The organism is Marivirga arenosa (assembly GCF_030503875.2).
In the GTDB taxonomy this organism is placed as follows: domain Bacteria; phylum Bacteroidota; class Bacteroidia; order Cytophagales; family Cyclobacteriaceae; genus Marivirga; species Marivirga arenosa.
In genome coordinates this window covers 3,882,611-3,895,327 of sequence record NZ_CP129968.2, presented here as the reverse complement: position 1 = coordinate 3,895,327, position 12,717 = coordinate 3,882,611, and the positions used below count along the sequence as shown (strand labels likewise).

Annotated in this window: 11 protein-coding genes; 3 read left to right on the top strand and 8 right to left on the bottom strand. The window is 33.2% G+C overall.

From position 1 onward, the window contains the following. Positions 1-129 precede the first annotated feature (129 nt). Entirely contained in the window at positions 130-2,070 is a 1,941-nt protein-coding gene (dnaK, locus tag QYS47_RS16745; RefSeq protein WP_322347195.1) for a molecular chaperone DnaK, read from the bottom strand. A gap of 186 nt (positions 2,071-2,256) precedes the next feature. Between dnaK and QYS47_RS16740 the strand changes: the two genes are divergently transcribed. Further along, positions 2,257-2,757, top strand: coding sequence for a TrmH family RNA methyltransferase (locus QYS47_RS16740; protein ID WP_322347194.1), 501 nt, complete (start codon positions 2,257-2,259; stop codon positions 2,755-2,757). Between the two features lie 11 nt (positions 2,758-2,768). On the opposite strand, the gene QYS47_RS16735 is transcribed toward QYS47_RS16740, so the two are convergent. From QYS47_RS16735 to QYS47_RS16705, 7 genes are all read right to left on the bottom strand, one after another. Then, a complete protein-coding gene (locus QYS47_RS16735; protein WP_322347193.1) occupies positions 2,769-3,749 on the bottom strand; it encodes an AAA family ATPase in 981 nt (326 codons plus the stop codon). 5 nt (positions 3,750-3,754) lie between these two features. Next, positions 3,755-5,110, bottom strand: a complete 1,356-nt coding sequence (locus tag QYS47_RS16730; protein ID WP_322347192.1) for a peptidylprolyl isomerase — start codon at positions 5,108-5,110, stop codon at positions 3,755-3,757. Continuing rightward, positions 5,085-5,981 carry a peptidylprolyl isomerase gene (locus QYS47_RS16725; RefSeq protein ID WP_302122598.1) on the bottom strand — a complete coding sequence of 299 codons (897 nt, stop codon included), beginning with the start codon at positions 5,979-5,981 and terminating at the stop codon, positions 5,085-5,087. The genes QYS47_RS16730 and QYS47_RS16725 overlap by 26 nt, the downstream gene beginning before the upstream one ends. Then, the gene (locus QYS47_RS16720) at positions 5,971-8,118 is read right to left on the bottom strand and encodes a peptidylprolyl isomerase (RefSeq protein ID WP_322347191.1); all 2,148 of its coding nucleotides are present in this window, start codon (positions 8,116-8,118) and stop codon (positions 5,971-5,973) included. Before QYS47_RS16720 ends, QYS47_RS16725 begins: the two co-directional genes overlap by 11 nt. An 82-nt stretch (positions 8,119-8,200) precedes the next feature. Then, on the bottom strand, positions 8,201-8,626 hold the full coding sequence (locus QYS47_RS16715) for an ATP-binding protein (RefSeq protein WP_302122608.1): 426 nt from the start codon (positions 8,624-8,626) through the stop codon (positions 8,201-8,203). Then, positions 8,610-8,963 carry an STAS domain-containing protein gene (locus QYS47_RS16710; RefSeq protein WP_302102305.1) on the bottom strand — a complete coding sequence of 118 codons (354 nt, stop codon included), beginning with the start codon at positions 8,961-8,963 and terminating at the stop codon, positions 8,610-8,612. Before QYS47_RS16710 ends, QYS47_RS16715 begins: the two co-directional genes overlap by 17 nt. Positions 8,964-9,007: 44 nt before the next feature. Next, a complete protein-coding gene (locus tag QYS47_RS16705; RefSeq protein WP_322347190.1) occupies positions 9,008-11,098 on the bottom strand; it encodes a GAF domain-containing SpoIIE family protein phosphatase in 2,091 nt (696 codons plus the stop codon). 74 nt (positions 11,099-11,172) lie between these two features. Here QYS47_RS16705 and QYS47_RS16700 point away from each other — a divergent pair, with 74 nt between their 5' ends. Then, positions 11,173-11,853 carry a septal ring lytic transglycosylase RlpA family protein gene (locus QYS47_RS16700; protein ID WP_322347189.1) on the top strand — a complete coding sequence of 227 codons (681 nt, stop codon included), beginning with the start codon at positions 11,173-11,175 and terminating at the stop codon, positions 11,851-11,853. A gap of 37 nt (positions 11,854-11,890) precedes the next feature. Then, a complete protein-coding gene (locus tag QYS47_RS16695; RefSeq protein WP_308355622.1) occupies positions 11,891-12,685 on the top strand; it encodes an SDR family oxidoreductase in 795 nt (264 codons plus the stop codon). Positions 12,686-12,717 lie beyond the last annotated feature (32 nt).

Genomic DNA, 12,717 nt, shown 5'->3' with positions numbered 1-12,717 from the left:
AGGGATTCATCGATTGTATCTCTACATATGTATCATTGACCTTAATTTTTTTGCACAAGAATTATTAACAAAAAAAGCCTCTCAGATTTCTCCGAGAGGCTTTCCTTATAATCTATGAATTACAGATTCTTATTTCGAATCTTTATTATCATCATCATTTACTTCTTCGTACTCAACATCATCTACACTATCACCGCTTTCGCCTTGCGCTTGCTGACCAGCGTCTCCGCCAGGCTGCCCACCTTCAGCGCCACCAGCAGCTTGCTGTGCTTGGTAGATTTCTTGAGAAGCTGCCTGCCATGCGTTATTCAATTCTTCCATAGAAGAATCAATTGCTTCAACATTTTGGCTGCTGTGTGCTTCTTTCAATTTAGTTAAAGCTCCTTCTATGGCAGTTTTGTTACCTTCAGAAAGCTTGTCACCAAATTCTTTCATTTGCTTCTCAGTTTGGAAGATTAAAGAGTCAGCTTGATTGATTTTATCAATTTTCTCTTTCTCTTTTTTATCGGTTTCAGCATTTGCTTCCGCCTCTTTTCTCATTTTTTCGATTTCTTCCTCTGATAAGCCTGAAGAAGCCTCAATTCTAATTTTCTGCTCTTTACCAGTTCCTTTATCTTTAGCAGATACATTTAAGATACCGTTAGCATCAATATCGAATGTTACTTCGATTTGAGGAACACCTCTTGGTGCTGGTGGAATACCATCTAAGTGGAATCTACCAATTGAACGGTTGTCTTTTGCCATTGATCTCTCACCTTGTAAAACGTGAATCTCAACAGAAGGCTGATTATCAGATGCCGTACTGAATGTTTCTGACTTCTTTGAAGGAATGGTAGTATTCGCTTCAATTAATTTAGTCATCACTCCACCCATAGTTTCAATACCTAATGATAGAGGAGTTACATCTAATAATAATACATCTTTAACCTCACCGGTTAATACACCACCTTGAATGGCTGCACCAATAGCAACCACCTCATCAGGGTTAACTCCTTTAGATGGTTTTTTACCGAAGAACTTCTCTACTTCTTCCTGAATTCTAGGTATACGAGTAGAACCCCCTACTAAGATTACTTCATCAATTTCAGAAGCAGATAAACCTGCATCTTCTAAAGCCTTCTTAACTGGAGCCATTGATCTCTTCACTAAGTCATCTGATAATTGCTCAAATTTTGAACGGCTTAATTTTCTTACCAAGTGTTTTGGTACACCGTCAACCGGCATGATGTATGGCAAGTTTACTTCTGTTTCAGTAGAACTTGATAATTCAATTTTAGCCTTCTCTGCAGCCTCTTTCAATCTTTGTAAGGCCATTGGATCTTGTTTCAGATCAACGCCATGCTCATTTTTGAATTCGTCAGCTAACCAGTTAATGATTACTTGGTCGAAATCATCACCCCCTAAGTGTACATCACCATTAGTAGATTTTACTTCAAATACACCGTCACCTAATTCAAGAACGGAGATATCAAAAGTACCACCACCTAAATCGTATACGGCAATGTTTTGGTCTTTATCTCTTTTGTCAAGACCGTAAGCCAAAGCAGCTGCAGTTGGCTCGTTAATAATTCTTTTTACTTCTAAACCTGCGATTTGTCCTGCTTCTTTAGTAGCCTGACGTTCTGCATCATTAAAGTAAGCAGGTACTGTTATTACAGCTTCTGTTACTTCTTGTCCTAGGTAATCTTCTGCAGTAGACTTCATTTTCTGAAGAATCATAGCAGATAATTCCTGAGGAGTATAGTTTCTGTCTCCTACTTTAACTCTAACTGTATCGTTATTTCCAGATTCTACTTTATAAGAAGCAATTTTTTTCTCTTCTGAAACTTCAGAGAACTTCTTACCCATGAATCTTTTTACGGATGCAATTGTATTGGCAGGGTTGGTAATAGCTTGACGTTTTGCAGGATCACCTACTTTTCGTTCGCCTTTCCCTTCATCCAAAAACGCTACAATTGAAGGTGTAGTTCTTCTACCCTCACTGTTGGGGATTACAACGGGTTCATTACCCTCCATTACCGCCACACAGGAGTTGGTAGTACCTAAGTCAATTCCAATAATTTTTCCCATGATCTATTTATTTTCTAATTCTAAATTCTTTTTCTTCTTGTATAACAATGGATGTGCCAATAGGAAATAGCTGTATTTTGTCTGACATTATGACATTTGTATTAGCTTAACATGGGAAATAGTCAGATTTATTATTTATTTGAAATTCAAAATGATTTATTTTGTCACTAAAAGGGGCAATATTTTATGCAAAAATCTCATTACGAAACACAAAATGCTGGACATCATTTAAACATAATCCTAATAGCTGAAAATATTCGTACACCTGAAAATGTGGGTATGATGATGCGGTTATCTGAAGCTTTTGGGGTGAGAGAAATATTTTTTGCAGGAGAAAAAGCTGTTGATTTTACCACCAAAGTGAAAAGAGCCTCTAGAAATACTTACAAAACAGTACAGTCTACTTTTAATTCAAACGCTGAATTTGAACTAGAAAGACTTAAAAAAGAAGGGTATCGATCAATCGCATTGGAAATAACTGGAAAAAGTAAGTCCATTCAACATTTTGAGAACTCGAATGTTGATAGAATTGCAATTATAGTTGGCTCTGAAAGACAGGGAGTATCTGATAAAGTGTTGAATTTATGTGAAGAGCATTTTCACATTCCCATGTATGGACAAAATTCTTCCATAAATGTTGTAAATGCCCTATCGATTGGCTTTTATAAAATCACAGAGTCTTTATGAATAAACTTTAATCAGTTAGACTCTACTTTCTGGATAAGTTTATCTATAATTTCTTCAATTGTCATGCCTTCTGCATCCGCTTTGAAATTCTTTACCAATCTGTGTCTTAAAACAGGAATTGCAACTGCTTTTACGTCCTCTATATCAGGAGAATATTTACCATTTAATAAGGCATTACATTTAGCACCTTTTATTAAGAATTGAGAAGCCCTTGGTCCGGCACCCCATTCTAAATATTCATCCGTAATCTCGAATGACTTTTCAGTATTAGGCCTTGTGCCTTGAACGAGTTTCACGGCAAATTCAATAACATTGTCCGTTACTGGTACTTTGTCTACCAGCTTTTGGAAGTAAAGTATTTCCTCTGCATTCATTACTGCATTTACAGTATCAATTGCCTGTCCAGAGCTTTTTACAATGTTTAGCTCATCCTCATAAGAAGGATAATCTAAATTGATGTTAAACATAAATCTGTCCAATTGCGCTTCTGGTAAAGGATAAGTTCCTTCTTGTTCAATTGGGTTTTGTGTAGCCAAAACAAAGAATGGATCAGGTAAAGGATATGTTTCACCTGCAACAGTTACGTTCTTTTCCTGCATTGATTCTAATAAAGCTGCCTGAGTTTTTGGTGGCGTTCTATTGATCTCATCCGCAAGGATAATGTTATTAAAAATTGGTCCTTTTATAAATTTGAAATTTCTATCCTTATCTAAGGTTTCCGCCCCAATAATGTCGGAAGGCATTAAATCAGGAGTAAACTGAATACGGTTAAATTTTAAATTCATAGCAGATGCTACCGTATTGATTAATAAAGTTTTTGCTAAGCCGGGTACACCCACTAATAAGCTGTGTGCATGACAGAAGAAAGAACTGATAACAAGTCTTACCACTTCATCCTGCCCTACAATTACCTTTGAAATTTCTTTTCTTAGGCTTTCATATTTTTCATGCAAAGCATCAGCAGCTGCAACTTCATTTTCAAATTTATCCATATTTGTCAGTTCAATATCTGGCAGTTTTGGTAATTTTCATCTAATACAATGAAAACTTCATCTTTAGATTCTTCAAACCATTTTGCCAACTTCTCACTTTTCTTTTTATTCAATGCCGCCATCTTTATCTTCTGATAATCTATATTGATATCAGCTCTGTGCGGCTTTATTCTATCTTTATAATACAAAATTCTTACAGCTTGAGAACGATCAGGCTGCCGAAATGTCAAAGGTTTTGTGATAGAACCAACTTGCATAGTATCAATAGTAAAGAATATATTAGGGTCTAATTCGTCAACCGATACTCTTGTGCCTCCTGATTCTCCTTCCATAAAGTATCCTCCATTAGAAGAAGTTTGCATATCATCCGAGTGTTCTGCAGCTGCAGCTTCAAATGTAATACTATCGTTAATGATTAATGTTCGAATGCTATCCAAGAAATTTTCCGTTCTATCTAAATCTTTTTGAGTGAATTTTGGCATTATTAAAATATGACGAGTATTGAATTCATTTCCTCTTCTTTCTAATAATTCAATAATGTGAAATCCAAAATCAGTTTCAACTGGTTTGGAAATTTCTCCTGGTTTCAGCCTTAAAGCAGTTGCTTCATATTCAGGGGCTAATTGGCCTCTTTCAAAAAAACCTATATTACCACCACTTTGCTTAGCTCCAGGCTCTTGTGAATAAAGCCTTGCTATGTCGCTAAAATCCTCACCTTCTAATATTCTTTCTCTTAAACCATTAAGTCTAGCCTTTATGTTGTCTTTAGCTTCTTTGCTCATGGTTGGCTTTTTAACAATTTGCCCTACTTGAACTTGAGTTGAGTAAAAAGGCAGACTGTCTTTAGGGATATCGGCATAGAATTTCTTTACCTGTCTTGGAGTTACTTCAATATCAGCAGTGATGGTTCTTTGCATTTCACCGATTATCATTTGTTCTTTCACATCATCCCTGATTTCGATACTGAATTCTTCTAATGATTTACCGTAATATTCTTCTATTTTTTCCTCAGAACCTATTTGTTGTACCATCATTCTCATTCTGTTTTCCAGTTGAGCATCAACCTGAGCTTCTGGTACTGTCACTGAATCAATTTCAGCTTTCGCTAATAAAAGTTTGTTAACAATCAGGTTTTCTAAAACCTCACACCTTGCTTGTTGGCTACTTGCATTTCCCCCTCTTGATAAGTAATCTTTATAAGCTAGTGCTAAATCAGATTCCAGAATGATGTAATTATCAACCTTTGCGATAATTTTATCAACAATTTCTCCTCCTTCATTTTGAGCATTTGTCCAAAATGGTAAAGAGATAAGTGTAAAGGCAATAATTAAAAATTTATTTTTCAGCTTTGTAAATTTCATATTTGTTCGAACTCTTCGCTTTTTCAAAAACTTCCTCTTCTAATTGGTTGGCTAAAGCCACCTTTCTTTTATTTAAAATAATCTGTTTAATATCATTCCTCACAAATTCCAAAGGAGAAATCTGGTCTGAAATTTTAAATTCTTTTATCCTTAAGAAATAAATCTTTTCCTCATTTTCATCTTCAACGAATTTATTTGATTTCAAAAAATCTATTTTGTTCGTAACGCTGGTGAAAGGAGTGTTTCTAATAGCCTCATCAAAATTTATCCATACTGAATCTTCAAGGAAATAAGTTTCAGCAAATCTGAAGCAGTATGATTTTAGCTCTTTGAAGTCCTGCGGCTTATCAGAATTTATCAATGATTTTAGTTTATTAATTTTTGGCGCATCTTTACTCACAGTAATGAAATATCCACGGATGATATTCTGCTTTAATTCAAAATTATCTTTGTTATCATTAAAGTAGGTTTCAATTTCTTCATTGGTTACCACTGTGTCCAAATTATTATCTACATAATACTTTTTGAATTCGTGAACCATTAAAGCATAACGATAATCCAATACCTTTCTTTCAATTGAAGCTTGATCAAAATCAATTTTTTCTGAAGCTTCGGAAATTAAGAGCTGCTTTTTAATCCATGAGTTAACATAGCGATCAATTAAATTTGTACTGTCTTTTACACTGATGTCATTCCCTACAATTCCTGCTAAGTCTTTTTGGTATAATACTGAATTTCCTACTCTTGCTACAGGAACCTTTACTTCTTCAACTTTCTCTTCTGTTTCGAAGCTTTTTAGGTTAATGTATTCACAACTCCATAGAAGAGAAGTTAAAACAATAAATGATATGGTTAGAAAATTATTCTTCAATTTTTGCTTTAATTTTATTTAAAATATTTTCATTCACATTCACTTCATATTTCTTTTTCAACTGATTTACCCAATCAGATTCTAATTTTTTCTGATAATCTTCTATGAGTTCAGCTTTTGCCTCTGAGAATGTTTTTTGCCTTGGTAGATATTTATCTAATACATAATTGAATTCAATCATACCATTTTTTGTCATATCAGTAAAATAGTCAGTCTTTTCTTTGCCCAACCATTTTTTACATTCAGAAATTGGAACTATCTCTTCATATGCTTCTTCAATAGCTTTATTATTTAATGCTAATAGTTCATTCGATTCTGAAAACAATTGCAAATATATTTTATTTTCATTGGAATCGGTAAGTTTCTGAATATCCTTCTCATTGAATGATTCATTCAATGCTTTAAAAAGTTTCACTGAATCACTTTTATTAAGATTTTCAGGTAAACTTACTGTAATTAATAATTTGTGATTCCTGCCACTATCAAGATTAATTATTGACGATAAATCAGTTGATTCATTAAATTCTATTCTTGGGCTTAACGGAAAATACTTCTCTTTTATTGGATTTCTATACTGATTTATACTGCTGGTATCTGAGAAAATAATTTTTGCTAATTTTAACTTTTCTTCACTTATGTAATTTTCTTTATTTTTATTATAGAATTCTTTTAATGCTATTGAGTCTCCACCAACTTTGCTCCAAACCTCTCTATTCATGATTTCGAATAGGAGTAAACCCTCCTTATATTCCTGTCTTAAAAGCCTATACTCAGGATACTTAGTTTCAAGATTCTCATCTTCATATTCCAAAAGCTTAGCTTTTTCATAGTTCTCTAGCTGAGGGTCTAACTCCTTTTCTTTATCAAAACCAATTAGGAAGTCCTCAACAGAATATTTTTGAGATGAGATACTAAATAAGGGTTGTTCTAATTCCTTTTTCTTGAATTGCTCTTTAGATAAGGTTGGTTTTATTTTTAACAGATGGTATACTTTTTCATTTTTTTGAAAATCATTTTCAGTTTTCAGCTTTCTAATGACTTCATCCTCTTTTAGTTCTGATCTTTGATCCCTTTTAATTCTTCTGCTTAAACTCTCTTTCATGCTGTTTAAGCTCCCAACTCCTCTTTTATCTTCCAGCTTTAAAATGTGCCATCCATAGGGGCTCATCACTGGCTTTGATATTTCTCCTTTTTGTTCTAAATCAAATGCTGCTGTTTCTAATTCCTTAGGTAAATTACCAGCTCCAAACCATGGAAGTTCCCCTCCAGTATCTTTGGTGCTTAAATCTTCCGATTCTTTAGTAGCCAGAATAAACCAGTTTTCTCCTTCTTTTAGTCTTTCATAAACGTTATAAATTTCGTTTTTTGTTTCTAAAGAATCTTCAGCTTTTGCTTGAGGAGGAAAACGCTTCATGATGTGGGCAATTTTTATTCGACCTAAAGTAGCCCGTGAGTCATTCACTTTAATTATATGATAGCCAAATTGAGTTTTTATGATTGGAGATATCTCTCCCACATTAGTTTTAAAAGCTGCATTTTCGAAAGGATAAACCATTTGAAATGCGGTAAACCACCCTAATTGTCCATTATTTCTTTGCACTGAAGGATCTTCAGAATATTGTCTTGCCAAAGCTTCGAAATTTTCACCACTTACTGCCTTATTTCTAGCTTCTTTAATTTTATTGAAGGCTTTTAAAGTATCTTCCGGACTTGCGTTTTCATCAACCATAATTAAAATATGGCTAGCATTAATTTCTTGCTGAAGTCTTTCATAAGCTTCTTTAATCAGCTTTTCATTTACTTTTTCTGCGGTGAGGTAAGGCTTTTTAATTTCTTCCAAATAGCCATTTAACTCTGTTTGGTAGGCTTGTGTAGTATCTAAACCTTTAGCTTTTGCTTCTTTAACTTTAAGTTTAAAATTGATATATAAATCAAGATACTCTTCCACAGATTCATTATCTGCTTTATTTCTTTTGCTCTTTTCAAACGCATAGATAAACTCATCAGGGTATACGTTTTCTCCATCAATCGTGAATAATACATCACTAGAGGTATTTGCCTTTTGAGTTTGAGTATTTTTACAAGCGTTTAATAAAATAAGTGCTACTAATAATAAGAGACTTTTTTTGTTGCCCATTGGGTAAGAATAAATTTTAAGAAGCAATTTATGTAAATGGATTTACACAATAAAATATTAAAGAGAATGAAGCGAAGATAAATTAACTTTTCTGGCTTTGTCCAAACTTTTTATAGAGGATACAGGTATTTTTCTTTTCCTTGTTCGTGAATTCAACCTTGTCCATGATTTTATTTACTAACAATAAACCTATTCCACCTTTTTTCTTAGTTTGTACTACTTCTTCAATGGATGGCTCTTTGTATTTCTTGATATCAAATTTTTCTCCTTCATCAGAAATCTCAAATGTAACGCCATCTTTTTCAACAAATACCTCCAAATTAATGGCTTCATTTGCATTGCAGTAATTGGAATGAATGATGAGGTTAGCACAGATTTCATCCACCGCCAATACCATTTGGTTGATTTCCAAATCATCATGCACATAGGCCTTCAGCTTTTCAGAAATAAAATTCCGAATATCCTTTAGCCGTGTTTTTTCACAATATACTTTAAGATTGAACTTCATGTAATTTCTCCTTCGCTTCCTGCTTATTGCTGACAATACTCATAAGTTGGTCAAGCCCTAAAATTTGAAATACATTCAATACTTTTTCGCTTAAGCCAAATAAGATCATTTTTATGTTCTTACTTTTAAAGTCATCAATATATGACATGAATACACCTAGCCCTGCAGAAGAAATATAGTTGAGATCAGAGCCATCTACTAAAATATTTTTAACGCTTTCATCATTTGACAATTCCGTTAATGCTTCGTCTAAATGAATGCTTGAACTAGCATCTACGTCTCCTTCAACTTTAAGGAGGCTAAATTCTTCTTCTTTATGTGTATTAATATTAATCATACAAATTTTATTACGAGCTTATTTTCAGGAAGTTGACTGTCATGTTATAAAAATTTAATTATTAATGCAGTATAGTCGTCTTCCAGGTCCTCTGAACCTATGAAATCATATAAATATTTAATTAGCCCTTTTTGAATTTCTTGTGGGCTATTTCCGTTAGTTTCCTGTAAATATTGACTTAATCTATTATACCCGAACTCTTCACCGTCCGTATTTTTAGCTTCGATTATTCCATCTGTGTATAAGAAAAGAATATCACCGGAGTTGTAATATATTTTGTTAATGTCTATAAAATCTTCATAGTTGTCATTTCTTACTATTCCCAATCCCATACCTTTATTTTTGAAAAAGGCTGCTTTATCATCTTTTTTGCTGTAGAACAATCCTGGGCAATGACCGGCTCTTGAAAAACTAATGCTCTTTTCCTGATGGTCAATATTATAATATGCAGCAGTGATGAAAGAGGATTTTTCCAAACAGCTACTTAAGGCATGATTCGCCTTGGTAAGAAATGTTTTTGAATCTAAATTAAACTGCACTAAGCTATGGAATACGCCCTTCATTTGAGACATATTAAATGATGCAGAAGTTCCTTTTCCTGAAACATCACCTATAATTACCGCTGTTTTAGTATCGTTTATTTTATAGAAATCATAATAATCACCACCTACTTCATCAGCCGATTCGTAAAAAGCGATCATTTCAAATTCTTCATTTGAAATCAGTGATTGGGGTAAGAGGCTTTTTTGCACTCTTTCAGCAATTTTTAATTCCTCTTTATAGCGTTCGTTTTTAAGAGCTTCAGAGAGTAATTCAAAGTTTTCAATCGAAATACAGGCCTGATTTACAAAAGAACTGATAATGTTTACCATTTCTTTATTAAATCCATCAGTAACATCCTTCAAAACTACTAATAGCCCAATTTGTCTTTCTTGTATGATTAACGGCATAACTAATACAGAACCATAATCAGGATCATTCAAATTAGATGTTAACTTATTGTAGTTTAAATCCTTTTCGAAGTTATTGGATTTTTGTTTATTCAAATAAGCAAAAATCCCACTGTCCTGAATGCTTTTTCTGACTTGTGTTATTTTAAGGTCTGTAATATTATAGGTTAAAGTGTTTATGGTCTCCTCATTTTCATAAATTTCTAACCATGAGCTGGTTGAGAAAACTGCGTTATTACTACTTTCTAATAAAACTTCATATACCTGGTTTTCATTATCCCCTTTTTGAATAGACTGACTTAGACGTTGAAAGTTAAGCACCTCACTAATTTTCTGCTCAAAAACAGAAGAAGTAGGTAAATTGAACAGAATTACTAAAATAGAAATCAGAGCATATAAAAAGATAAAACCTGCAACTGAAAGAATATAAATATTATCTAATAAATCCAGAACAAGATTAAACTCTTGTGAGAAGTTGAATAAATTATTGATAAAATAATATAGATATAGAATTACTAGAACTAGTAATAAAATACTTCTCCACTTTTGCTTAAAATTAAGATAGGCTATCCATTTTAAATTAAAGGATAGGATTATTCCGAAAAGAAAGAAAAAACCTAATAAGCCATTAAATAGCCATTGTTGAACATTGGTTTGGAAAAAGCCATATAATAAGGAGGCTAATAATGAGTATTCAAAAACTTGCCATATGATTAATAGTCTTTTATTCTTTTGGTAGAGTATTAGCCTTTTCCAAACGATAAATGTGGAAACAAGAAACACTATAATAGCCCCCAAATTCACATGATAGAAAAAGTTAATCATTAATGGGTTTTGCATTAACTTACTATCACTCAAAAGGTAAAAGAATAAGCTTACAGCTAACTGAATTAGGGATACAATTAGGCCTGTTGAAAATACATGCCATAGTAAATCAATGAAATTGATACTTTCAGCTTTCTGAATCCTGATTTTAAAGAAAAAATAGAATAGAATGATATAAAGAGTGAGTAATAACTGGGGAATTTCTTTCGTGATTCCAGCATTAGCCTGATTTATTTCTGCGAATAACAGAAATATGTCTGCTAAAACTAATGAAAGCCAGCAGAGTATTGCAAATAATAAAGAGAGGCGTAAAAGTCCTTTTTCTGAAATCAAATTCTTCTTAATTCTAAACTTTGGCAAAATAAGCGTTTAAAAATTATTGTGAAAATAGTTTTACAAACATTAAATTGTCGTTTACTTAAATAATACTCCAAATGCTCAATAAGAAACTCTATATTTTATTCCTTTTCTGTTTTGCTTTCAATATAGCGCAAGCCCAAATTCAAATCGGAAAAGCCTCCTTTTATGCGGATAAGTTTGAAGGAAAACTTACTGCTAGTGGTGAAAAATATAAACACAATAAATTAACAGCAGCACATAAAACATTGCCTTTTGGAACTGTAGTAAAAGTGACCAATACTTCCAACAATCAAGCTGTAGAAGTAAGAATAAATGACAGAGGTCCTTTTGTTGAAGGTAGAGTAATTGATTTATCAAGATCGGCAGCTGAAAAATTAAAATTCATTAATCAGGGCTTAGCCGAAGTAAAAATTGAAGTGATTGATGCAGGGGATGGTAAAACGAATAGTAATCGCCCAGTCCAAATTGATCAGAATATTGAAAATGAGAGCTATTTTGATTTAGGAGTTGAAAGAACAAAACCCTCAGGCTATGGAGTTCAGGTTGGCAGTTTTAGAGGCTTCGATAATATGTTAAAGCTTGCTGAAAATATTGAAAAATCTTATCGCACTAATGTAATCGTTGAAGTAAAAGAACTTAACGGAAATAAAGTTTATGCCCTTATTTTAGGCGATTTCGGAAATCGAAAAAAGGCAGATAAGCTAAAATTAAAAATTGCTGATCGCTTTCCTGATGCATTTGTAACTCGTTTTTAAAGTGTAAATTCGCTTTTTCTTAAAATTGACTTGATATATGACTAAAATAAAGGATAAAATTGCTTGGGTTACTGGGGCTAGTTCTGGAATTGGAGAAGCAATAGTTTATGAATTAATTGATAAAGGTGCTAAAGTAATAATCTCGGCTAGAAGAAAGGAAGTTTTAGAAGAGGTTAAAGCTAAATCTCCAAAGCCAGAAAATATTATGATTCTGCCTCTTGACTTAGCAGATATAAATTCTTTCCAGTCTAAAGTAGCAGAAGTTTTAGATCAATTTGGGAGAATTGATTTATTATTTAATAATGGTGGAATTTCTCAAAGAGGAATGGCTTTAGAAACTGATTTAGCCGTAGATAGGCAAATCATGGAAATCGACTATTTTGGGACAATAGCACTTACAAAAGCTGTAGCGCCTCATATGGTCAATCAGAAATCAGGTCATTTGGTAGTTACGAGTAGCTTAGTAGGTAAATTCGGATCACCTTGGCGTTCATCCTATGCTGCGGCTAAACATGCTCTTCATGGTTTCTTTGACTCTTTAAGAACAGAATTACATCATGATAACATTAAGGTGACAATGATATGCCCTGGCTTTATTAAAACGGATGTTTCAGTAAATGCATTAGGTGCCGATGGTAAGCCTACTGGAGAAATGGATAATGCCCAAGCCAATGGAATGACTGCTCAAGAATGCGCAAAAAAAATCATTAAGGCTGTGGAGAAAAATAAATTAGAAGCAGTAATCGGTGGAACTGAAAGATTTGGTGTATTAGTAAAAAGATTATTCCCCAATTTATTTGCTAAAATTATCTTGAAAAGTAGTGTGAGATAAAAAGAGAATTTAAGCCAATAAAAAAGCCCGAT

Bases quoted from the DNA above. Each gene is read 5' to 3' on its own strand.
- dnaK (WP_322347195.1), bottom strand. From the start codon at position 2,070: ATGGGAAAAATTATTGGAATTGACTTAGGTACTACCAACTCCTGTGTG.
- QYS47_RS16740 (WP_322347194.1), top strand. From the start codon at position 2,257: ATGCAAAAATCTCATTACGAAACACAAAATGCTGGACATCATTTAAAC.
- QYS47_RS16735 (WP_322347193.1), bottom strand. From the start codon at position 3,749: ATGGATAAATTTGAAAATGAAGTTGCAGCTGCTGATGCTTTGCATGAA.
- QYS47_RS16730 (WP_322347192.1), bottom strand. From the start codon at position 5,110: ATGAAATTTACAAAGCTGAAAAATAAATTTTTAATTATTGCCTTTACA.
- QYS47_RS16720 (WP_322347191.1), bottom strand. From the start codon at position 8,118: ATGGGCAACAAAAAAAGTCTCTTATTATTAGTAGCACTTATTTTATTA.
- QYS47_RS16715 (WP_302122608.1), bottom strand. From the start codon at position 8,626: ATGAAGTTCAATCTTAAAGTATATTGTGAAAAAACACGGCTAAAGGAT.
- QYS47_RS16710 (WP_302102305.1), bottom strand. From the start codon at position 8,963: ATGATTAATATTAATACACATAAAGAAGAAGAATTTAGCCTCCTTAAA.
- QYS47_RS16700 (WP_322347189.1), top strand. From the start codon at position 11,173: ATGCTCAATAAGAAACTCTATATTTTATTCCTTTTCTGTTTTGCTTTC.
- QYS47_RS16695 (WP_308355622.1), top strand. From the start codon at position 11,891: ATGACTAAAATAAAGGATAAAATTGCTTGGGTTACTGGGGCTAGTTCT.